Origin of the sequence: Cetobacterium sp. NK01, assembly GCF_024506395.1 — a bacterium.
Classification (GTDB): Bacteria; Fusobacteriota; Fusobacteriia; order Fusobacteriales; family Fusobacteriaceae; genus Cetobacterium_A; species Cetobacterium_A somerae_A.
In genome coordinates, this window is the sequence record NZ_JANIBO010000001.1 from 175,686 (window position 1) to 197,012 (window position 21,327).

A 21,327-nucleotide genomic window follows, 5' to 3' on the forward strand; every position below is an offset into this window, starting at 1 on the left:
CACCTCTTTATTATTTTCTAGGTATCTTCTCTAATGAAATTTCACAAGTTTTTCTATAAGCTACTGCTTCAGTAGTTTTTATCTCTCTTTTTTCTACTGATGTAAGTGTAACTATTTTCTCTCTAATATTAAAGTCATTTCCTTTAATAATGTGAATTCTTTCAACAGATATTCTATCTCCTTCAATTAACTGAACTTTATCTAAGTTACATCTAAAGTTTACCCAACTTTGAAGTGTTGGAGTTTTATCAATAAGATTTAATAAAGCAAGAGAATACAAAGAGTTTTCTTCTTGTAATAACTTCTCTTTTTTTATTTCCTCTAATCCTAAAATCTCTTTTTCTAATAAATCTAACTTCATAATTTCTATTCTATTCTCAAAAGATACCTTCCCTGTAACCAATTTTCCAGTTAGCTGGATAAGATGTCCCATAAAGATCTCTTTTAAAAATCTTATATTGAACATAAATCTTTTGATATTACTGCATTGATATATCTTGTAATAGTAATTATTTATTACTGTATTAAAAGATCCATCCTCTTTTAAATCAATCTCTAAACCTAATTTAAACTCTCTGTTTTTTAGTTCTAAATATTTTTTTCTGTTTATTTCAACTATTCTACTATGACAGTCTTTTATATGTAGTTCCTCAACTTTTAAATCGGTAACCCCAAAAGTTTTTATTAGGTTTTGATTTTTCATATCTTTTATCGTAGAAAATTCAATTGGTAACCTATCCAATTTTAAAGAGCTATACCTTATTTCTAAGGCACTCTCTAGAATCATAAAATCTTCATTCTTAACATCTAATACTTTTGGATCTCTTATTTCATCTTGTTTCTCTTCTTCTGTTGAAATATCTGTATTTTCTTCAGATTCTGTTCTAATCTCTAAAATCTCTGTAGTCTCTTCATTAACTACTTCCTCTTTTAAAAATACTTCATCTACTATTTCATCAGAATTTTCTGAAGTTACCGAAAGAGCTTTTTTCCAATATATGCCTCTTTTAATTCAGATTCATCCATTGAGTTTGAACATAAATATCCTTTTAGTTCTTTAAAAAACTCCTCTTCACTATGCGGCAGAAGTTTTACTCCTAGCTCATTTAATCTTTCAATTGTTTTTGTTTTTAAAACATTTGAATTACTTACAGCGTAAATAACATCTTTAGTATTTACATCTGTTAATACAGCCTCTAGCATATCTATAAAATCTGAGTTATTTAAGTCTAATCCTAAAATTAGCGTTGGATAATTTTCTATATCCTCTTTAATACCTCTAAAAAAGTTTTTGTAGAAATCTAAAACTTTTAACTTTCTAAAGTCTTGGATAGAAACAAAAATCTTCTCGTGTCTATTCACATCCCCAAGGATTTTGTAATGCTTAACCTCTCCATTCGATGCCATTGCCAACTCTTCATCTGTCGGTAGTATTTTAACTACTTTGTTTGAATTTATATCATCTAAAACTATATCATAATCTGTTGAAAAAACAGCATTAATCTTATTACTTTCAGAGAAAATATTTAGTACCTCTGCAGTTTCTCTGTTTGTTTCGTACAAATTTTTGATTTTTTTCAATAATGAACTTCTACTGCTAACAACTCCATCTAAGTAAACTTGGCTAACTTGAAATAAAGAATTTTCATCTCTTATATAACCTTTTATATTTTCTTTCATATCTTTCATTAACAGTTTTGCTAACTCTCTTCTTGTTGGATATCCAGCGTTTCTTACTAAAAAATCACCTAAAAAAAGATTAATTTTATCTGTATCATTAAATTTATTGAAAAAACTCATAGTAACACCTCTCTTTCTTTAAAAAATAAAACACTTTGGCAATATAAGTATATCTTAATTTTATCTATTTAACAAGTATATTATTAAAAAAAAGTAAAAAAAAGCCTGTAAATAATAGTTTATTACTTACAGGTCATAAAATTCTATTTAATTATGAAAGAACTTGCGATAACTTTTCCATCCTCAGTATATAAAACTGCTCCTTGTCCTGGAGTAACAGCTCTTACGTTATCCTCTGTAAATAAAATCTCTATTGTATCTTTATCCACTACTTTTACTTTACATGGATGTAATTTATCTCTAGAACGAGCTTTTACAAAACAATCCATTCCATCTAACTCTTTTACATCCTCTACTAAAAATAGGTTCAGTTGATTTGCAATTAGAGTATTCTTCATAAGATCTTCGTTACTTCCAACAATGACTCTGTTATTTTTTCTGTCTAACTCTATAACATAAAGTGGGTTTGCTGATGCTATTCCCAATCCTTTTCTTTGTCCTATTGTGTAGAATGCTAATCCATTGTGTTTTCCTAAAACTTTCCCTTTTAGATTAACAATTTGTCCTGGCTTTCCAATTTTTCCACCAGTTTTTTCCATTAAAAACTCTTTTAACTTTCCATCTTCAACAAAACATATCTCTTGAGAATCTTTTTTTGCATAAACTCTTACACCTAAATCTTTAGCTAATTCTCTAACAGATGGCTTCTCCATTTTTCCAATAGGAAAAATGATATATTTTAAATTCTCTTTTTTTATTTGCGATAAGAAATAAACTTGATCTTTATTCATATCATCACCAATAGCTAATGTACCATCAATGATATTTGCATAGTGACCAGTTGCTAGTGCTTCTGCTCCTAACTCTTTTGCAAACTCGATAAGTTTTCCAAATTTTATTTTTCTGTTACAAACCATACACGGATTTGGAGTTCTTCCTGAGCTATATTCATCTACGAAATAGTCAATAACTTCTTTCCCAAAATCCTCTGTTACATCTAAAAGATAGTGTTCGATACCTAAATCATCACATATTCTTTTAGCATCCTTATCCTCTTCTCCACAAGTTTTCATTGTTACACCAAAAATTTTGTAACCTTGTTTTTTTAAAAGGTAAGCCACTGTAGACGAATCTACTCCTCCACTCATAGCCACTGCTATAACCTTGTTTTCGTTTTCTTTATTAAACTCTAAGTTCATAAATATTACCATCCTTAATAAAATATTCTATTATTATTTGTAGAAGGCAAATATAATAGTTGCAATTCCAAAGATTAGAATTATAAGCCCTGAAAGTTTGCTTAGTTTTAAAAGAATATCCATAGTTACTTTCTTTTTAAAATGATATATTAAAAAGATTGTTGTAAACCAAAGTGATGCTCCTCCAATTCCAATTCCAGTTCCTAACTCTAATACTGTCATCTCTCTAATAGGACTATCTAATATCCCAAGTAACGTGTAAATCCCTGCTATTACAAGAATTGATGAGATATTAAATATTGCTAATAAAAAAGTTTCAAAATAATCTTGAACTAAAGTAAAGTTGTCGTCTTCAACCTCTTTAACTTTTGGTTTTCCAAAAAACTTTTTACTTCCTACGAAGATTAAAAATACACTTATCAATACTTTTAGCGGAGTTTCAAATTTAATAACATAACTTTCAACTCTACTTATAAATAGAAATGATATGATTCCATAGATTATATCTACAGTTACCATTCCTAGCGCTGATACATACGCTTTTTTCTCTCCCTCGATCATGGCCTTTTCCATACAATAAATGCCAACTGGTCCAAAGGGAAGTGATAATATTAAACCTGTTATAATCCCTTTCAAAAAAATCATGATTTTTCTCCTCAAAAGTGTATTTCTATAAATGTTTTTTCATTTATCAATTCTAGCATAATTCTACTGAAATAGAAAGCAATTTCCTTTAATTGGGAGCTTACAGGTTTAGTTCTTTTAATTTAGCTTTAACTATATCAAAAAATAATTTTCTATCCTTTTCATTATCTCTTATATCCATATTATCTATATTTATCTTTAAAACAACTGATCCATTATACTCATCAAAAAAATTAGAATATTCTTCATTTAAAGAGTTCCAGTATTCCTTTTCCACTCCAAGTTCAAAATCTCTTCCTCTTTCATGTATTTTTCTTACAGCATTGTCAACACTCGTTTCTAAATAAATAATTAATAAAGGATTAGTTCTAGCTGATATCAGTTTTTCCCAAAAAGATTGATACAGTGAAAATTCATCCTCTGTCATAAATCCATTTCTTAAATGCATCTTAGCAAATAAATAATCACCATAGATACTTCTATCCATTATACAACCATTGAATTTAGAAGCTTCCTCTATAATCTCTATTCTTTTATTTAAAAAGTACATTTGACTCAATAAAGAGTATCTCTCTTTATTTGAATAGAATTTGTCTAAAAAAGGGTTATCTATATAAGGTTCTTGAAAAAACTCTATAGATAATTCTTTAGCTAATAACTCTCCTAAAGTTGTTTTTCCAGCTCCAACAACTCCTTCTATACAGATAACATTTTTCATAATTTTATCCTAACACTCCTTTTTGAAGGAATCTTTTTAAATTACTTGTTACCATTCCAATAGCAACTTTGTTTTCTCCACCTCTTGGAATTATAACATCTGCATATCTCTTGCTTGGCTCACAAAACTCTAAATACATTGGTTTTACAGTTTTTAAATATTGATTTTTAACAGATTCAAAACTTCTTCCTCTCTCTGTCATATCTCTTTCAATTCTTCTTAAAATCATCTCATCTGCATCTGTATCTACGAATATTTTAACATCGAAAAGTTCTCTAATTTCAGGCACTGCAAAAATAAGAATTCCTTCAACTATTATTATTTTTGATGGATGAATTTTTACGCATCCCTCTTTTCTAGAGTGTGTTGTAAAATCATATATTGGTCTATCTATTGATTCTCCATTTACAAGCTTTGTTAAATGCTCTTTTAATAAATCAAACTCTATTGAATTTGGATGGTCAAAGTTAACAGCTGCTTTTTCTTCTAATGTTAAGTTAGTTAGCTCTTTATAATAAGCATCTTGCTCAACTAGTACTGCATCTTCTGATTTGAAAGCCTTTACTAAATTATGTGCTACTGTAGTTTTTCCGCTTCCACTTCCTCCAGCTACTCCGATCAATATGCAATTTTTCATTTTTTGTTTTCCTCCTTAAGTGTTACTGCTTACATTTTTTTATATCTTGTATATTATAGCACACTTTTTAAAAAAAAATAAATTATAATATAAATATAGACTATATATTTTTTTTGATGTATACTTTACGATATAGTTGTTTTTAAAGGAGAAGATTTTTTATGAGTATGACTGAAAAAGAGATTGACCTTCAGATGAAAAAAGCATTGGAAAAGGTTCCCTTTGAAATAAAAAAAATTAAATTTGTGCTGTCTTTATTAAAGATTGCGAAACGAGTTAAAAGAATTTTTAAATTTTAGGAGGAAGATATGACAGAAGAGTTAATGAAAAAAATAGATAGAATAAACGAGGAATTTGAAAAAAGAGATTTCTTTATAAAAGAGGATATTCTTGAACTTTTCGAGCAAAGAGAAGATTTAAGAGACAAATTAGATGCTATTAAGTTTAAAAAAATAGAGTTTTTTACTGTTGAAGATGAGAATTGTGTTGGATTTACTTTAGAAGACGTTCAAGTTAACTTCTTTATCGAGTTTGGAGAGGATGAAGAGGGTGAGTGGTACGAAGCTACTGCTGAAATAATCTCTTTCTAATAGTAAAACCTAATGAAAGAAAAATAAAACCAAGGATTAATTTTCCTTGGTTTTTTTTATATTATCTATTGCTGCTAAAAATTGATCCATAGTTATTCCATATCTATTTAATTTAGATAGAAACTGCTTTGCATTAGAATATCCTATTCTTAACTCTGTTCCAAGCTTTTCTCTTAACTCCTTAGACTCAGTAAATCCTGAAAGTTTATGGTCCATTAAAATCTCCATAGTAAATATAGCTTCTGTATTTTGTACTACTTCGCATTTTGCATTTTCTAAAGCTTTTATAATTGCTTCTGGATTTGCATTTTCGACACCAATATCTCCATCTTTAGTTCCTTCTCTTCTGCTTATATAAGCTTGTTTTGCTTCTGGAAAAAATTTTAAAATATATTTTCTTAACTCTTCACCAACAAAATCTGGATCAGTCAAAACTATTATTCCTTTATTTTCATAAGCAACTCTTAATTTTTCTATATTTCCTTTTTTTCTAATAGCAAAACCATTAGTTTGTATAATCTCAGCATCTACTGCTGCTTTTACTGCAGATATATCGTCTCTTCCTTCAACTACGATAACTTCTTTAATTGTCTTTTTCATAAATTTATATCCTCTCAAACTTTAAACATGAATTTTATATTTAATTGTAACATTTTTTTATAGGTAATACTATTTTTTTATTTTTATATGATTATAGGTCTTTTCACTTGTGATTAAATTATTTAATTATAAGTTGACACACCTTCCCTTTATATGCTAGAATGTTGCAAAAGTAAATATATTCATTCGTATAAGTTGCAAATATGGTGCAGCGTCTCTACAACTAACCGTAAATTAGTTTCTATGAAAAAGATAAAAGGGATTAGTCTACCTTCTGTTTTTTTATAGAGTAAGATTGTCTCTTTTTTTATTATATTTTGGAGGTTTTTATGAAGAAAAATAGCATCATTATTCTTGACTTTGGTTCTCAGTATAACCAGTTAATAGCAAGAAGAGTAAGAGAAATGGGAGTTTACGCTGAGGTTGTTCCTTATTTCGAACCGTTAGAAGATATTTTAGCTAGAGAGCCTAAAGGTATTATCCTTTCTGGTGGACCTGCTTCAGTTTATTTAGATGGATCACCAACAATTGAAAAGGCATTATATGAGCAAGGAATTCCAGTTTTAGGAATCTGCTACGGAATGCAATTAACTTCTCAATTATTAGGTGGAACTGTTGAAAGAGCTGATAAGCAAGAGTTTGGAAAAGCTGAGCTTATTATTGACGAATTAGAAAGTCCATTATTCAAAGATGTTCCTAACTTAAACCAAGTTTGGATGAGTCATGGAGACCACGTAACAGTATTACCAGAAGGATTTAAGCAAATCGCTCACACAGATTCTTGTATAGCTGCTTCTGCTAATGTTGAAAAAAATATCTACTGTATCCAATACCACGCTGAGGTTACTCACTCTGAGTATGGAGCAAAGATGTTAGAGAACTTCGTATTCGGAGTTGCTAAATGTGAAAAGAACTGGTCAATGGGTAACTACATTGAAGAAACAGTTAAATCTATAAAAGAAACTGTAGGAGATAAGAAAGTTTTACTTGGACTTTCTGGAGGAGTTGACTCTTCTGTTGCTGCTGCATTAATACACAAAGCTATTGGAGATCAATTAATCTGTATTTTCGTTGATACAGGACTTCTTAGAAAAGACGAAGCTAAAAACGTAATGGAAATCTACGGAGAGAACTTCCACATGAATATTAAATGTGTTGATGCTGAAGAGAGATTCCTAAGCAAATTAGCTGGAGTATCTGATCCTGAAGCTAAGAGAAAAATAATCGGAAAAGAGTTCGTTGAAGTATTCAATGATGAGGCATCTAAATTAACTGATGTTAAATTCCTTGCTCAAGGAACAATCTATCCAGACGTAATAGAGTCTCAATCTGTAAAAGGGCCTTCTGCTACAATTAAATCTCACCACAACGTTGGAGGACTTCCTGAGGATATGCAATTTGAATTGTTAGAACCTTTAAGAGAGTTATTCAAAGATGAGGTTAGAGCTGTTGGAAGAGAGTTAGGAATTCCTGCTCACATGGTTGACAGACACCCATTCCCAGGTCCAGGACTTGGAATCAGAATCTTAGGAGAAGTTGATAAAGAGAAAGCTGATATTTTAAGAGAAGCTGACGATATCTTTATTAAAGAGTTAAGAGCTGCTGATTTATATAAAGAGGTTAGCCAAGCTTTCGTTGTACTTTTACCTGTTAAATCAGTTGGAGTTATGGGAGACGAAAGAACTTATGAGTACACTGCTGTTTTAAGATCAGCTAACACTATTGACTTTATGACTGCTACATGGTCTAGATTACCATATGAGTTCTTAGATAAAGTTTCTAATAGAATCATAAATGAGGTTAAGGGAATCAACAGATTAACTTACGATATCTCATCTAAGCCACCTGCTACAATAGAATGGGAGTAGGATTATAATACAAAACACCTTGATTACAAATAGTTTTCAAGGTGTTTTTTTAGTTGCTCTTAAAGTATCTCTATTTTATTTTTTATAACATAAATTATTCCATCAACAGATATTAAAGTTACTACTTTATCCATTTCTGACAATTGTTGATATTTTTCATTTTTCTCTAAGTCACCTTTTATTTTTTCACTTAGTTGATCTAATGTTATATCTATTAAAATTGCTCTTAAATCCTCTATTATATTTTCTTTTTTTAAAATTTTATTATATATTTCTAATATATTTTTTAATTGCTTATTTATTTTAATTATATTTTTTAAGAAATTATAAATATTAGCGTATTCACCTCTTTTTAAACTAGGCTTTAATATTCCAGTAAACACATTATAATTTTCATCATTAAAATATTTTTTATAATCATTAGATTTGCTTAAAATGTTAAAATTATTTTTCCTTAAATAACCAAAAGGACAATTTTTAAATCTATAACGATTATTTCTAAAAAAACATGTTAATTTATATTGATTATATTCACAAAACATGTTAATTCCCCCTCTTTTATTTTGAATACTAATAATTTATATACCCAATTTTTTTTTAAAATCAAATTTACTTTAGTTTCAAACAACTTATTTTTCTACTTTATTACTAAACATATAGTAATAGATTTAGAAAATGAATATAAAATAGAACCTTTTATCCAAAAGGAAACTAAGAAATGTGTTAGTTATAAAAACTTTGAAAAGTTAAGAAAAAATATATCTAATATGGATTTAAAACAAATATCTCAAGTTGAAAAAGAGATTGATCTATTCGAAAAATATATTAAAGAATTGAAGAAATCTTTAGCTGATAGAAGTTTAGATTTTGATAATAAAAATAATATTAAGTTAATTGGATAGGTAATTATTAAATACAATTTTAAATTTATAAATTATAATTAGGAGGATTGCTATGTCTACTATGATAACGGTTGAAGAAGTTGCTAAACTTTGCAATGTTGGAAATGGTAAAGCTTATCAAATAATTAGAGAAGTTAATAAGGAAATGAAAGAAAAAGGCTATCTAATAATTAGAGGTAGAGTTAATAAACTTTATTTGTTAGAGAGATTTGGAATAGAGAAAGGAGATTAATTATGCCTGCAACTAAGGATAAGAACGGGACTTGGGTGTCCCGTTTCTATTATGTAGATTATCAAGGAAATAGATTAAGAACTTTTAAGAGAGGTTTTAAAACTAAAAGGGATGCTCTTGAATATGAAAGAGAGTTTTTATCTAAGTATAAATTTGAAGTTACTATGACATTTAAAAGCCTATATGAACTTTATATAGATGATTTAAGTCATAGATTAAGAGAACATACTATCATAAACAAAAAATATATAATTGAAATGAAAATTCTACCATTTTTTAAAAATATGAAACTTAATGATATTACTCCAGTTATAGTTAGAAAATGGCAAAACGAACTTTTAAAAGCTATAAACCCAAGCAGTGGAAATCCATATAGTCAAACCTATATTAAAACTATTCACAATCAACTTACAGCTATTTTTAACTATGCTATTAAGTTTCATTCATTACAAGAAAACCCTTGCCATAAAGCTGGAAGTATTGGAAAGAAACATGCTGAGGAAATGAATATCTGGACTCCAGAAGAATTTAAATTATTTATTGAAACTCTTAAGGATCACCCCGCTGCTTATGTAGGATTTAATATTTTGTTCTGGTGTGGTCTTAGAGTTGGAGAGCTCCTAGCTCTTGAAATAAAAGATATTGATTTTGAAAATGAAACTTTAAATATTAATAAGTCTTATCAGAGATTAAATAAAGAGGATGTAATTACTGAGCCTAAGACTCCTAAGAGTAAAAGAATCATCGAAATGCCTTCTCAGTTAATTCCTGTACTAAAGGATTATCTCAAGACACTTTATAAACCAAAACCTAGTACAAGATTGATTCCTCATACTAAATATATTTTTGAACATGCTATGAAAAAATATTCAGAAATTGCTGGAGTAAAAAAAATAAGGATACATGATCTTAGACATTCACATGCATCCTTACTTATTCATTTAGGTGTTAATCCTCTTACTATTGCTAGAAGATTGGGGCACGAAAAGGTTGAAACAACCTTAAATACTTACTCTCATCTATTTCCTAATAGCAATAAGGAGATGATGGAGCTGCTGAAAAGGATATAAGGGACTTTAATAAAAAGTTCCTTATATTTAATTTATACCTTTTAAACTATTTCAATCAATTTGTTAAAAATTTCTACTGTTTTTTCAATATCTCCCATTGCTGTATGTCTATTTTCAAAAGAAATATTAAAATATTTAATAGCATCATCCAATGAATTAATTTGTTCATTTTTAAATTTTCCTGCTATAGTTAAAAATCTGAAAATACTTGCCGTATCTAACGATCTATAAGAAATAAATTCTTCATAATTTTTTCCAACTTTATTATATAACTCTTTTATAAATCTAATATCAAAGTTAACATTGTGTCCACAAATAACGGCTTTTTCTTCTTTAAAATTTTTAATAATAAAGTCATTAATTTTTTTTACTGCTTCTTCTTTTTTTATTCCAGCTTTTTTTACTACTTCTAAATTTAATTGATTAATTTCCATAGCTTTTTCTGTCACATTATAGCTTTCTTCTTTTATGAAAAATTCTAATCTGTCTACCACTAATTTATCGTTCCAACAAATCAATGCTACACTTAATAAACTATTTTCTTTTTCGTTAATTCCGCCTGTTTCTGTATCAATAAATAATAATTTCATTTTTTTTAACCTCCGATTTTAAGACTATTTTATAATATAATCCAACTAAAGTTTCATTACCACATAACGAGTAATATTTTTTATACTTTATATGAAATGTTAACCAACTAATAAACATCATCAATAAAAAAATTCCTGTAGGTATTTTCATTTTAACTTCAGTTAAATAATCATCTTTAAAAACCAACAAACAAAAATTAATAAAGAAAATAAATGATAAAGATCTATATAATGTGTATTTTGCTAAGAATGTTGAACTTAAAGATTTTATATTTTCATTATCCTCATAAAATTTACTTATTTTATAAATACTATACCACTCTTTTTTTAAAGAAGTTTTTTTTTCTTTATTAATTTTTTCTATTATTTCCTCAATCATAAATTGATTTTCAGGAAAATATTTGGGAGCTTTAAAATAAAAAATATATCTTAAGTAATCTCTTAAAAATTTAGCTACGGGCCATTTTTCTTCTTCTACAATTTTTCTAGAAAAACATAGAAAACATTTAATTATACCGCCACTTTCTTTACATTCATATTTTTTTAATATCCACTTATCAAATAAACTTGAAAAAAAATCATAAAATATTTGTGAAGCAATTTTAATAACATTTCCAACTAAATATAAGCATATACATATTCCTAAAAATAACCACCCTTTTTCAACTTTATGATCTTTCATAAAATCAAACAGTTTCTTTAAACTGATTGATAATTCTAAATCAAAGGTGTAGCATAGCATAACTGTAAATAACGTACCTGGTAAAATTAAGCCCAGTGTGTCATATGACCAATATTTTATTTTTTCAAGCCATTTTTCCATTTGATCCCCCTCATATAAAAAGACTATCATGTTAAAATGGATAGTCTTTTTTATGTTTTATTTTATTTTTTTAATATTTTTATATTTATTTAGTATCATATTTTTATCCCTAAGAAAGATTATATTATAACTTTTTCTTAATGTCAATTCGCTACTATATATCAACTTACTTTTATTTTTTCAAATGCGATTTTATAATATATTGCAATATAGCCTACTGTGAACATAAGCTCTTGCTCAGTATAATTGTGTTTTGAATTTTTTTGAACATAACCTATTATACTGTTGGCTTTTTGATGAACTTCTTCTGACATTTGGTATGTATTTCTTTTTGCATTCAAAACTTTTAATCCTGATGCTAAAACAGAACTCATATACGGTGTTCCAGTTTCAGTATCACAAAGATCAGCACAATGACTTTCCATATTTTTTAGTTCTGAGCTATAACTTCTTAAAAAACATACCAACTGTTCTTTGCTATAACTCTCTAATTTTTTAATAATTTCAGTATAATTTTTTCTTAATTTTTTCAAGTTGACTCCTTGCTTTTTCCAAGCATACAAAATAAGATAAAAAACTATTTCAATAGTACCATGTTGTAAATATTTTAGTTTTTTATTTGAATTCAAATACCTCCTAGATTAATTTTTAAATAAAATAATCTAGAATATTTCGCTTATTTTTTTAATGCTTGTAAGCAAAAATTAACTAAAAAGTAAATTTTTATCTTTACTTTTTCTGCTTTTTATGTAATAATTATTACATAAAATTTGCACGAAAAAAGAGAGTAAAATCGCTGGGGAGCATTTTATTACTCATGAAGGAAATATCCTAGTAGAAGTATCTTAGTTGGCGCTAAGATACTTTTTTTATTTTATTGTAAAATTATGATAACATATTTTTTTTTAAAAATCTAGTTTTTTTATTTTTAAAACTGTTTTATTTGCCTTTTTTTGCCTCTTTAAACATTTTTTAGTATTGGAGTATACATGTGTCACACCTGTGCCTTATTTTTAATTTTGTAAAGCATTTTGCTTTTACAATATTTTAATAAATATTTTTGACTGCACCCAAAATGCACCCATTTTATTAAAAAAACAGTAAAAAATACTTATTTTTAAATTTTTGACCCATTAAAAACCTAATAAAATCAATACATTTAAAAATAAACATTTTTTTCAAAGTTGAGTGGGAGTAGTTTTATATTACTTATAAATATAGAATAAATAAGGCATTCTAAATTCTTTGGACTTAGAATGACCTTTAAAGATTGAAAAGAGCCCTTTAAAGGCTCTTTTTCTTTATTTACTTTTATACACAGAGTATATTTATTTTAATATTTTTAAATTCTATTTTTTATTAAAAAATTGTGTTGTTTTATATTTATTGTTGTATTATTATATTATCAATACTAGTAATTTTGGGAGGGGTTTTTATGGCTTTTAAAGCTAAAGAAATTGAGTTAGCATATCTCACGTTTAAAGAATTAGTTTATTATGAAAATAATGTCTTACTTCATTTAAAAATGCAATTAGCAGATTTCGAGAATAAAAATAATTTTACATCAGAAGAAAGTCGATCATCCTTTTTTTACACTTTAGAAAATCTTTTGAATAATGGTAATACATTTGACAGTTTAATTAATTCTCTTAATTTTAAAAAAGTTATAAAAAAATTAAATGATAATTCTAAAGATTTAGATATTTTAAATATTATTTCTCCATCTGATAAAAATTTATTAAGCGAAGATAAAATACAAAAAATTAACGATATTTTATTAGCAGATGATACTACTTTAACCTTACAGTATAATTATATAATTGATTGTGATATCACTTTACATATTTTATCTATATTATGGATTTTTAAAGTTGGATATAAATTTGATAAAACAGTACAAAGATACTCTTATGGATATAGATTAAATTTTACCAATGATATCTTAGATACAAAACATCCTTTTAAAAGATATATAACACAATATCAAGCTTGGAAAAATAATGGAATAAAAAAAGCTAAAGAAATTACTCTTACTGATAATGAAAATGCTGTTTTAATAAGTTTAGATCTAAAAAGATTTTACTATAGTATAAGTCATGAAATATTGAAGTCAAAAATGGAAAGTATTTTTGAAAATATTTCGGATAATTATCTAACAAAAATAATTCTAAATATAAATAAACAATATGATCTTCTTGTTTCAGAAGATATGAATGAAAACCGAGAAAAACATATTCTTCCCATTGGTTTATATAGTTCTCATATTCTCGCTAATATTTATCTAAAAGAATTGGATGAAAATATCCTAAAATTAAATCCGTCTTATTATGGAAGGTATGTCGACGATCTCTTTATTGTTTTTAAAGAATACGATTCTAGAAAGTTTATATCCAAGAAAAATTATTTAAAAGAAAAACTAGCTCCTCTTATAGAAAAAACTTTTATCGACAATATTGGCTTAGAAAAGTGTTTTAGTCAAGAACTTCTAATTGAAAACACAAAACATAAAACTATATTCTTAACTAATGAAAATAAAAAAGTTGAGATACTAAAAATTGAAAATAGCTTCTTGGAAAGAGCCAGCACCTTTACATTTTTACCAAATGAAAAAAATATTGAAGATTTATATAGAAAAATTTTCTCTGAAGAACATGAAGATACTAAAAGCAAAAAGTATGATGTTTCTGTTTACTTAGCAAAAATTTTAACTATTTTTTCAGGAATAAATAAAAATGAAAATATTTCTCATATTAAAAAGAATACTAAAGATTTACTTGATTTCTTTGGAGAAGAAAATATTATCAAATATTCTGTTTACTTTGAAAAAATTTTTATTTTTTTAGTAATGATAGAAGACACAAAAGAAATTGAAAATTTCTATAAAAAAATCAATACTTATCTAAGTAAATTAGCTCAAAATGAAACCCCTAATAAACCTCATATTAATTATATTCATTTAAAAGAATACCTAAATAATTCTTTCTTTTTTGCTCTAAGTCTTAACCCAAAACTTTTAAAAAATTTTACTTTTGAATTTAAATCTATTTTTAAAGATGATGACTTAGAAGAAACTTTATTTAAAATTTTTAATTCAAATATGTTAAAACAAAAAATGATACATTATCCTCTTCTAAGTTATCTTCCTTTAACTAAAGAAATTTATTTAAATTTTAATTTTTTTGAAGCTAGGTACTTTGATTTTGAAAAAAATCCTGATAATTTTGAAAATTTTAATCTCTGCGATCAAAAATTAAAATTATCTCCTCGTTTTATTCACTTAGATGAATTAAATATATTTTATATCAAAAGACATATCCTTAATCATGATAAAAATTTTGATTATTTAGATATTAGTAAAGAAAAATTCACTCTTAATTTTAAAAGAAAAAACCAAGAAAAAGAAATTGAAGTATTTAAAAATAATATCTGTGATGTAGAATATAATAATCTTCACTTATATAAAGTTAAATCTAATGATAAAAAAGAACTTAAAGAAGTAACTATAGGGATTGCAAGTTTGCTTATTGATGATCAAAAAGTGTTTAATGTTCTTGATGGAAATTACAATCTATCGTTTAATAAAAAAGAGCGTATTATGGATATTCTTAATTTGAGCAAAAAACATAACGTTAACATTTTAATTTTTCCTGAAGTATCTATCCCTTTTCAATGGTTAAAATTTATTAATGAGTTCTCGAGAAAAAATCAAATTTTGATTACTGGCGGCCTTGAGCATATCCATTGTCCTAGTATAAAATACAAGGATTCGTACAAAAAATATGCTTATAATTATTTATTTACAACATTGCCTTTTTCAACTAGTAGTTACAAATCTTCATTTATAAAAATCAGACTAAAAAACCACTACGCTCCAGGTGAAAAAGATTTTATCGAAGGCAAAAACTTTTCGATTCCTAAACCTTTTCCAATAAAGTATGATATTTTTTCATGGGAAGGTATTCACTTTTCAAATTTTAATTGTTTTGAATTATCTGATATTGAAGGAAGAAGTAAATTAAAAAATTATATTGATTTATTAATAGCCTCTGTTTTTAATAGAGATCTTCATTACTTTAAAAATATTTTAGAATCCACTTGTAGAGATTTACATGTCTATGTTGCTCAAAGTAATACTTCTATTTATGGTGATTGTGAAATCATGCAACCTACAAAAAAAGAAAGTATGATTTTAGGATGTCTAAAAGGAGGAATTAATGATAATCTTTTAGTTGACAAAATTGATATCCAAAAATTACGAGAATTTCAACTTTTAAACAATACCTTGCAGAAAAGTAATAATAAATTCAAAGTAACACCTCCAGGAATTGATCCTGATATAGTAACGGTCAGAAATAATAACTCTTTAGATCTTTTTTTCAAAGAAAATTTATCAAATCCTAAGATAGAATTATTAAAAGAATTATTATCCAATAATCTTCTGATTACAAATGATTTTGATAAATTGTCCAATTCTATTTCAAAGATTTTAAAACTAGACTTGAAAAAAACCAAAGATATTATAAAAAAAGAATAAAATTAATATAATCCCCTCAAGGTAGAGAGATAGTAAAAAAGAGACGTATAAAGCCTTAAGGGGATTATACTGTCTTAATTATCTTTAAAATATTTATATTAAAGAAATATTTTATCCAAACTCTAGCATTGCTAAAAAAATTCCATATTTTAAAACTACTAAAAATCTAAGTTTTTTATTATTTAATTTTATATTTTTAATTTTTCAATTACAAGTATTATCTTGCTAAGATTTTCTTTTAAATTGCTATCCAACAAATTCAAACTCTTTATTTCTCAAAATACAACTTAAATTGTGTACATTTTTAAGATACGTTTTAAAAATTGTATCAAAAAACAACTATTTTTCTTCCTAAATTATAGAAAAACCCTTTTTTTTATGCTAAAATATTTATAACACTTACCGGGGGAGGGAATAATAAATTATGTTAAAAAAAATTAAAACTATTTCTGAAAATCTTTCTAATAGCGAAATTCCTAAAGTTTTTGATCATTTTGGAAAAAAGATACTTCCTTTTTATAGAAGAGAAGTAAGTACTCGAACAACTCATGGGGGAACTTGGGATATAGAGGAAGAATTTATCATTGGAATCACAAATCATGGTTGGGCAAAATATGACTATATTCTTAATTGCTCATCAGAAGCAGAAGTTAAGAATCATCTTTCTGAAGAGATTATGACACCTTTAACTTATGAAAATATACTATTTTATTGTAATACAATACCTGAGCTTAAAGAGAAGATCCAAGAGTGTGGTATTTAAACAAAAAAAGAGAAGAAAAATCTTCTCTTTTTTTAGTTTTTATCACTCTATTTTCCACCTTAAAACTACTTTGTAATACAATGTTTTCAAGGCTTTATATGAACATCTATAACTTGTTATATGACATTTTTCCACCCTCCTACTACTAATTAGGGTAATTTCAAACGAACGCCTTAAAACTCATATTAGAGTGTCATTTTTATGTACTTTTGTCTATAAAATAGTAATTGACCATTATCATACTTAAATTACAATACTTTGATATAAATACTCTATTTTTTAAGCACTTTAAGGCTTTTTTTACAACTATTGCATTATAATAAACCTTTATTTTTCAGCTCATTAATCCCAATATAAGGGTTTTTATACCTATTGTCATACTTGCTTTTACCACCACAAGATATAGCAACAGTTGGACATAGATTTGCGCATGCTAAGCAATCTTCGCAGTTTTTACCCCAAGCAGGTTTCCCATCAACTAGTTCTATATTTTCAACAGGACAAACATCTTTACATATTCCACAACTTATACATCTTTCATCATTCAGTTTAAACTTTTTAGAAACTGTTTTTAATCCAAGTCTCCAAAACTTATAAATCAATAGAAATATTGGATATAAAAAGATATTACTATTCGCTGAAGATTTTTTTCCTTTTAATATATCATCACAAATTATTTTCATCTTACCTTTAGATGATTCAATATCAATTTTAGCTTTATCTTCTGACATAGCCTTAAATAGTTTTAAATAGTTATCTGGCATATGGCAGTACTCAGAGTAGTCTAACACTCTTCCTTTCTCTGATAAAATATTATTAACTTGATTAAATGGTATTCCATAACCACTTCCACCACAAGTTGCAACTGCAAATAAATAATCTACTTTTTCAATTTCAACTTTTTTTAAAAACTCTTCCACTATTTTCGGAATTCCCATTGCATACACTGGAAATAAAAAACCTATCTCTCCATTTAATATTACTTTTTCATCTTTTACTGCTGATATATTCACTAAATTGTACGAACAATTTTCTTTTAAATATTTTCCTAAATATAATGTATTCCCTGTTCCTGAAAAATAATATATTGTCTTCATCTTCACTCCTATTTTCATCTCTTTTTACTTAGTATACCTTATGTAGTTATAGATAACAAGATTAGAAATAGTTCTATCTCAATCAAATTTGCTTATTACTATAATTAATGTTAAAATCTATTTTAAGAAATAGACATTTTTTCATATAAGAGGTGAAATAAATTTATGACTAATGAAATAAAAATTGCTACTTTTTTAAAAGTTGCCAAAATATTAAATGAAAATAATATCACTTGGGCTGTTGGAGCCTCTCTATTATTATACCTTAAAGGGATTACTGATAAATTTAATGATATTGATCTTATGGTAGCTGAAAATGATATTGAAAAAACTAAAAATATATTTTTATCTCTTGGAAAAGAATATGCTAAGAATCCTAATCTTCAATATAAATCTAAATGCTTTTTAGAATTTAATGTTGATGGTATAGATTTTGATATTATCAGTGGATTTGTTATAGTAAACAATAACTGCGACCACTATTTTCCACTTGAAAAAAACAGTATTGCAGAATACTTTTGTTTAGAAAACATCTCTATTCCTTTACAATCAGTAAATGACTGGCTTACTTACTATAGCTTAATGAATAGAAAAGAAAAAGTGGAAATGATTAAGAATTATCTTAATAAAAACATTAAAGAATTAAAATAAAAGTACCCTTGAAGATAAAAATTCTTCAAGGGTACTTTCTTTATTTTTTATAGAAGCTAATAGGACTACTTAAATAAACTGGATTTTCTAATTTATCTACAGTTAGATATCCTGCTGGAGCATTTATTATGCTTGGAATTCTATTTACAATAGTTGCACAAGTATGTTCAACTGTTGCTGGTTTTTTTACATAAAACTCTGTATCTGGTTCACCTATAATTTTCCAATCACACATATCTCCATCTTCGGGACCATAAACTTTTCCAATACATTGAGTCTCTATTACTGGTCCTTGGAATGTTTCAGTTGTTACAACAGCACTCATTCCTATACACATTCCAACCTCTATTGTTTTATCTAAAGTTTTTGAATAGATCTCTTTTTCATGGAAGTATGGAACACATTTTTGAGTTTGACTCTTAATAGTCCATCCCATTAAATTACAAAGAGCTTCATTGGAATTCCAAACATAGCTTGGCTCTAAAGATTCTGGATGAGCTAAACTTTTTTCAAACTCCTCTTTTGTAAATCCAACTCCATGAGCTTTAGCCAAAGCTAAACCATAATCTTCAACATTATAACTAACAGCCCCTGTTATTTTCTTTATATCGTGAACTCCACTTGCAACTAACGCTACCATATTTATCCAATAAAGATCTTGCATTCCTGAACCAGTTATCGTACATCCATTCTCCTTAGCTAATACATCTAATCTATTAGTTAAAGCTGATGCCGTTGTCCAAGGGTATATAGCCTCTTCACAAGTTGTTACCACATTTATTCCTCTTAACAGACATTTTTCAAACTGCTCATAGCAATCCTTTATAAAGCTAAAAGTTGTTACTATCGCTATGTTTGGATCTGTTTCATCTAAAACCTTATCAGCATCGTTACTTATTTTTACACCTAATTTAAATCCTAATCCAGCATATTCACCAACATCTACTCCTTTTAAAGCTGGATTTGAGTCTATTGCACCTACAATTTCAGCACCTTTCTCATATAAATATCTCAAAATATACTTAGACATCTTACCACAACCATACTGAACTACTCTAATTTTTTCATTTTTCATAACAACTCACCTCTTAAATTTTTGTATAAGTATATATACCCACATGTTACTATAAAGATCTCATAAATCCTTTAAATTTCAATAAAAGAAAATAGACAAGAGCACTCTTTTATGATATTATTCTTTAAACTTTTAAAAATATTATTTATCAAGGGGGAGTTAAATGAATAGTTTATTAAAAAATCTTGATGTATTGATGAATCGAAAATCTGTTAGAGCTTACAGTGATAAGAAAATTCCTGAAGAGATTAAAAACGCAATTATTGAATCAACTCTAAGAGCTCCAACTGCTGGAAATATGATGATGTACTCCATTATTGAAGTTACAGATGAAAATTTAAAAAATAGATTAGTTGAAACTTGTGATAACCAACCTATGATTGGTAAAGCTCCATATCTTTTACTATTTTTAGCAGATTTTCAAAGATGGATGGACTATTTAGAAGCTTCTGGAGTAGATGAGTATAATAAAGAAAACAATCTTGAGATGTACCACCCTGGTGAAGGAGATCTACTACTTGCTATTAACGATGCTCTGATTGCTGCACAAACAGCTGTTACTTCTGCTGAAATGTTAGGTATTGGAAGTTGTTATATTGGAGATATTATGGAAAATTTTGAAATTCATAAAGATATGTTTAATCTTCCAAAATATACTTTCCCAATTACTCTTATCTGTTTTGGATATCCAACTGAACAACAAAAAAATCGACCTCAACCTCTTAGATACCCTAAAGAAATGATTGTTTTTGAAAATAGCTATAGACATATTGAAAGTGAAGAGTTTAAAGCTATGGAAATTGAAAGAAATAAAATTTCAAAACCTAATTTCCTTCTTGGATGTCACAACGAAGCTATCCACATGTATAAAAGAAAAATAACTTCTAGCTTTATGAAAGAGATGAATAGATCTGTAAAAGCTGCTATAGATTCATGGACTAAATAAAAAATAAAAAGCTCCTTAATTGATTTAGGAGCTTTTACTTTTTTTATTGTCCATCTATTAAATTCTCTGTATTAAAACCTAGTGCTTTGGCTTTTTGGATCATCTCATTATAAATATTTAAAGGAATAGTTTTTTCTCTTGATAAAAACCATAAATATTTGAATGACGAACTTGTTACTATAGCATAGTTGTAATTATCACTTATCCACGCTATATTATATTGTGCTCCAATTATAGGAAACGAGTTAGGATATACTTTCAAAAAGTTTGGAACATCTGTTTGCTTAGCTGTTGCATGAAATATACTCTCTTTATTTTTAGAATCTATCCCTCTATTAACAACAGATATTTTTCCATTTCTTTCCAATGTATAGTTTGCTGTTACTTCTTTTAATCCTTTTTCAAAACTATGATCAAATCTCTTTATCTCATACCATCTTCCTAAATATTTTTCTATTGAAAATTTGGAATTCTCCTCTATTTTTGGAGAGTTTGAGCAACTTATAAATAAAGTTGAAAACAATAAGACTAATATTTTTTTTAACATCATATAATACACCTCCATATTATAGATATACTTATTTATA

24 protein-coding genes and 1 riboswitch are annotated in these 21,327 nt (G+C 26.8%); of the genes, 10 read left to right on the forward strand and 14 right to left on the reverse strand.

Annotated elements, in window-relative coordinates; all coding sequences use genetic code 11:
• Positions 1-10 precede the first annotated feature (10 nt).
• The 6 genes from NON08_RS00860 to udk form a co-directional block, all read right to left on the reverse strand.
• On the reverse strand, positions 11-787 hold the full coding sequence (locus NON08_RS00860) for a hypothetical protein (protein WP_256689650.1): 777 nt from the start codon (positions 785-787) through the stop codon (positions 11-13).
• 185 nt (positions 788-972) lie between these two features.
• Positions 973-1,800, reverse strand: a complete 828-nt coding sequence (locus tag NON08_RS00865) for an SIR2 family protein (RefSeq protein WP_256689651.1) — start codon at positions 1,798-1,800, stop codon at positions 973-975.
• Positions 1,801-1,943: 143 nt separating this feature from the next.
• Positions 1,944-2,999 (reverse strand): tRNA 2-thiouridine(34) synthase MnmA, encoded by a 1,056-nt coding sequence (mnmA, locus tag NON08_RS00870; protein WP_256689652.1) that lies wholly within the window; start codon positions 2,997-2,999, stop codon positions 1,944-1,946.
• A 33-nt stretch (positions 3,000-3,032) separates the two neighbouring features.
• Entirely contained in the window at positions 3,033-3,644 is a 612-nt protein-coding gene (locus NON08_RS00875) for a LysE family translocator (RefSeq protein WP_256689653.1), read from the reverse strand.
• A 100-nt stretch (positions 3,645-3,744) separates the two neighbouring features.
• On the reverse strand, positions 3,745-4,362 hold the full coding sequence (locus tag NON08_RS00880; protein ID WP_256689654.1) for a deoxynucleoside kinase: 618 nt from the start codon (positions 4,360-4,362) through the stop codon (positions 3,745-3,747).
• A gap of 4 nt (positions 4,363-4,366) precedes the next feature.
• Positions 4,367-4,999 (reverse strand): uridine kinase, encoded by a 633-nt coding sequence (gene udk, locus NON08_RS00885; protein WP_256689655.1) that lies wholly within the window; start codon positions 4,997-4,999, stop codon positions 4,367-4,369.
• 161 nt (positions 5,000-5,160) lie between these two features.
• Between udk and NON08_RS00890 the strand changes: the two genes are divergently transcribed.
• Positions 5,161-5,298: a hypothetical protein gene (locus tag NON08_RS00890; RefSeq protein WP_256691244.1), complete on the forward strand. Its 138-nt coding sequence runs from the start codon at positions 5,161-5,163 to the stop codon at positions 5,296-5,298.
• A 9-nt stretch (positions 5,299-5,307) separates the two neighbouring features.
• Positions 5,308-5,589 carry a hypothetical protein gene (locus NON08_RS00895; protein WP_256689656.1) on the forward strand — a complete coding sequence of 94 codons (282 nt, stop codon included), beginning with the start codon at positions 5,308-5,310 and terminating at the stop codon, positions 5,587-5,589.
• 36 nt (positions 5,590-5,625) lie between these two features.
• On the opposite strand, the gene rnmV is transcribed toward NON08_RS00895, so the two are convergent.
• Positions 5,626-6,189 carry a ribonuclease M5 gene (rnmV, locus tag NON08_RS00900; protein WP_256689657.1) on the reverse strand — a complete coding sequence of 188 codons (564 nt, stop codon included), beginning with the start codon at positions 6,187-6,189 and terminating at the stop codon, positions 5,626-5,628.
• Between the two features lie 166 nt (positions 6,190-6,355).
• Positions 6,356-6,453: riboswitch (purine riboswitch) on the forward strand.
• Positions 6,454-6,506: 53 nt separating this feature from the next.
• Between rnmV and guaA the strand changes: the two genes are divergently transcribed.
• Positions 6,507-8,057, forward strand: a complete 1,551-nt coding sequence (guaA, locus tag NON08_RS00905; RefSeq protein WP_413774008.1) for a glutamine-hydrolyzing GMP synthase — start codon at positions 6,507-6,509, stop codon at positions 8,055-8,057.
• A gap of 59 nt (positions 8,058-8,116) precedes the next feature.
• Here the strand turns inward: guaA and NON08_RS00910 are convergent, their stop codons facing one another.
• The gene (locus NON08_RS00910; RefSeq protein WP_256689659.1) at positions 8,117-8,599 is read right to left on the reverse strand and encodes a hypothetical protein; all 483 of its coding nucleotides are present in this window, start codon (positions 8,597-8,599) and stop codon (positions 8,117-8,119) included.
• 21 nt (positions 8,600-8,620) lie between these two features.
• Here NON08_RS00910 and NON08_RS00915 point away from each other — a divergent pair, with 21 nt between their 5' ends.
• Genes NON08_RS00915 through NON08_RS00925 form a run of 3 tightly spaced genes read left to right on the forward strand, consistent with a single transcriptional unit; the run spans position 8,621 to position 10,261 of the window.
• Entirely contained in the window at positions 8,621-8,959 is a 339-nt protein-coding gene (locus NON08_RS00915) for a hypothetical protein (RefSeq protein WP_256689660.1), read from the forward strand.
• Positions 8,960-9,011: 52 nt separating this feature from the next.
• Positions 9,012-9,191 carry a transcriptional regulator gene (locus tag NON08_RS00920; protein WP_256689661.1) on the forward strand — a complete coding sequence of 60 codons (180 nt, stop codon included), beginning with the start codon at positions 9,012-9,014 and terminating at the stop codon, positions 9,189-9,191.
• Between the two features lie 2 nt (positions 9,192-9,193).
• Positions 9,194-10,261 (forward strand): site-specific integrase, encoded by a 1,068-nt coding sequence (locus NON08_RS00925; protein WP_256689662.1) that lies wholly within the window; start codon positions 9,194-9,196, stop codon positions 10,259-10,261.
• A gap of 41 nt (positions 10,262-10,302) precedes the next feature.
• Here NON08_RS00925 and NON08_RS00930 read toward each other — a convergent pair whose 3' ends face one another.
• From NON08_RS00930 to NON08_RS00940, 3 genes are all read right to left on the reverse strand, one after another.
• Entirely contained in the window at positions 10,303-10,851 is a 549-nt protein-coding gene (locus NON08_RS00930) for a 3'-5' exonuclease (RefSeq protein WP_256689663.1), read from the reverse strand.
• Complete coding sequence (locus NON08_RS00935) at positions 10,832-11,674, reverse strand: hypothetical protein (RefSeq protein ID WP_256689664.1); 843 nt, start codon at positions 11,672-11,674, stop codon at positions 10,832-10,834. The genes NON08_RS00930 and NON08_RS00935 overlap by 20 nt, the downstream gene beginning before the upstream one ends.
• A gap of 161 nt (positions 11,675-11,835) precedes the next feature.
• A complete protein-coding gene (locus NON08_RS00940) occupies positions 11,836-12,303 on the reverse strand; it encodes a hypothetical protein (protein ID WP_256689665.1) in 468 nt (155 codons plus the stop codon).
• Between the two features lie 806 nt (positions 12,304-13,109).
• Between NON08_RS00940 and NON08_RS00945 the strand changes: the two genes are divergently transcribed.
• A complete protein-coding gene (locus tag NON08_RS00945; protein WP_256689666.1) occupies positions 13,110-16,208 on the forward strand; it encodes a reverse transcriptase domain-containing protein in 3,099 nt (1,032 codons plus the stop codon).
• 424 nt (positions 16,209-16,632) lie between these two features.
• A complete protein-coding gene (locus NON08_RS00950) occupies positions 16,633-16,971 on the forward strand; it encodes a hypothetical protein (protein WP_023051376.1) in 339 nt (112 codons plus the stop codon).
• A gap of 314 nt (positions 16,972-17,285) precedes the next feature.
• Here the strand turns inward: NON08_RS00950 and NON08_RS00955 are convergent, their stop codons facing one another.
• Entirely contained in the window at positions 17,286-18,068 is a 783-nt protein-coding gene (locus tag NON08_RS00955; RefSeq protein WP_256689667.1) for an EFR1 family ferrodoxin, read from the reverse strand.
• 165 nt (positions 18,069-18,233) lie between these two features.
• On the opposite strand from NON08_RS00955, the gene NON08_RS00960 reads away from it, so the two are divergent.
• Positions 18,234-18,719, forward strand: coding sequence for a hypothetical protein (locus NON08_RS00960; protein WP_256689668.1), 486 nt, complete (start codon positions 18,234-18,236; stop codon positions 18,717-18,719).
• Between the two features lie 40 nt (positions 18,720-18,759).
• Here NON08_RS00960 and NON08_RS00965 read toward each other — a convergent pair whose 3' ends face one another.
• Positions 18,760-19,794 (reverse strand): hypothetical protein, encoded by a 1,035-nt coding sequence (locus NON08_RS00965; RefSeq protein WP_256689669.1) that lies wholly within the window; start codon positions 19,792-19,794, stop codon positions 18,760-18,762.
• A gap of 163 nt (positions 19,795-19,957) precedes the next feature.
• On the opposite strand from NON08_RS00965, the gene NON08_RS00970 reads away from it, so the two are divergent.
• Entirely contained in the window at positions 19,958-20,740 is a 783-nt protein-coding gene (locus NON08_RS00970) for a nitroreductase family protein (protein ID WP_256689670.1), read from the forward strand.
• Positions 20,741-20,783: 43 nt separating this feature from the next.
• Here the strand turns inward: NON08_RS00970 and NON08_RS00975 are convergent, their stop codons facing one another.
• On the reverse strand, positions 20,784-21,290 hold the full coding sequence (locus tag NON08_RS00975; RefSeq protein WP_256689671.1) for a lipocalin family protein: 507 nt from the start codon (positions 21,288-21,290) through the stop codon (positions 20,784-20,786).
• Positions 21,291-21,327: the final 37 nt, after the last annotated feature.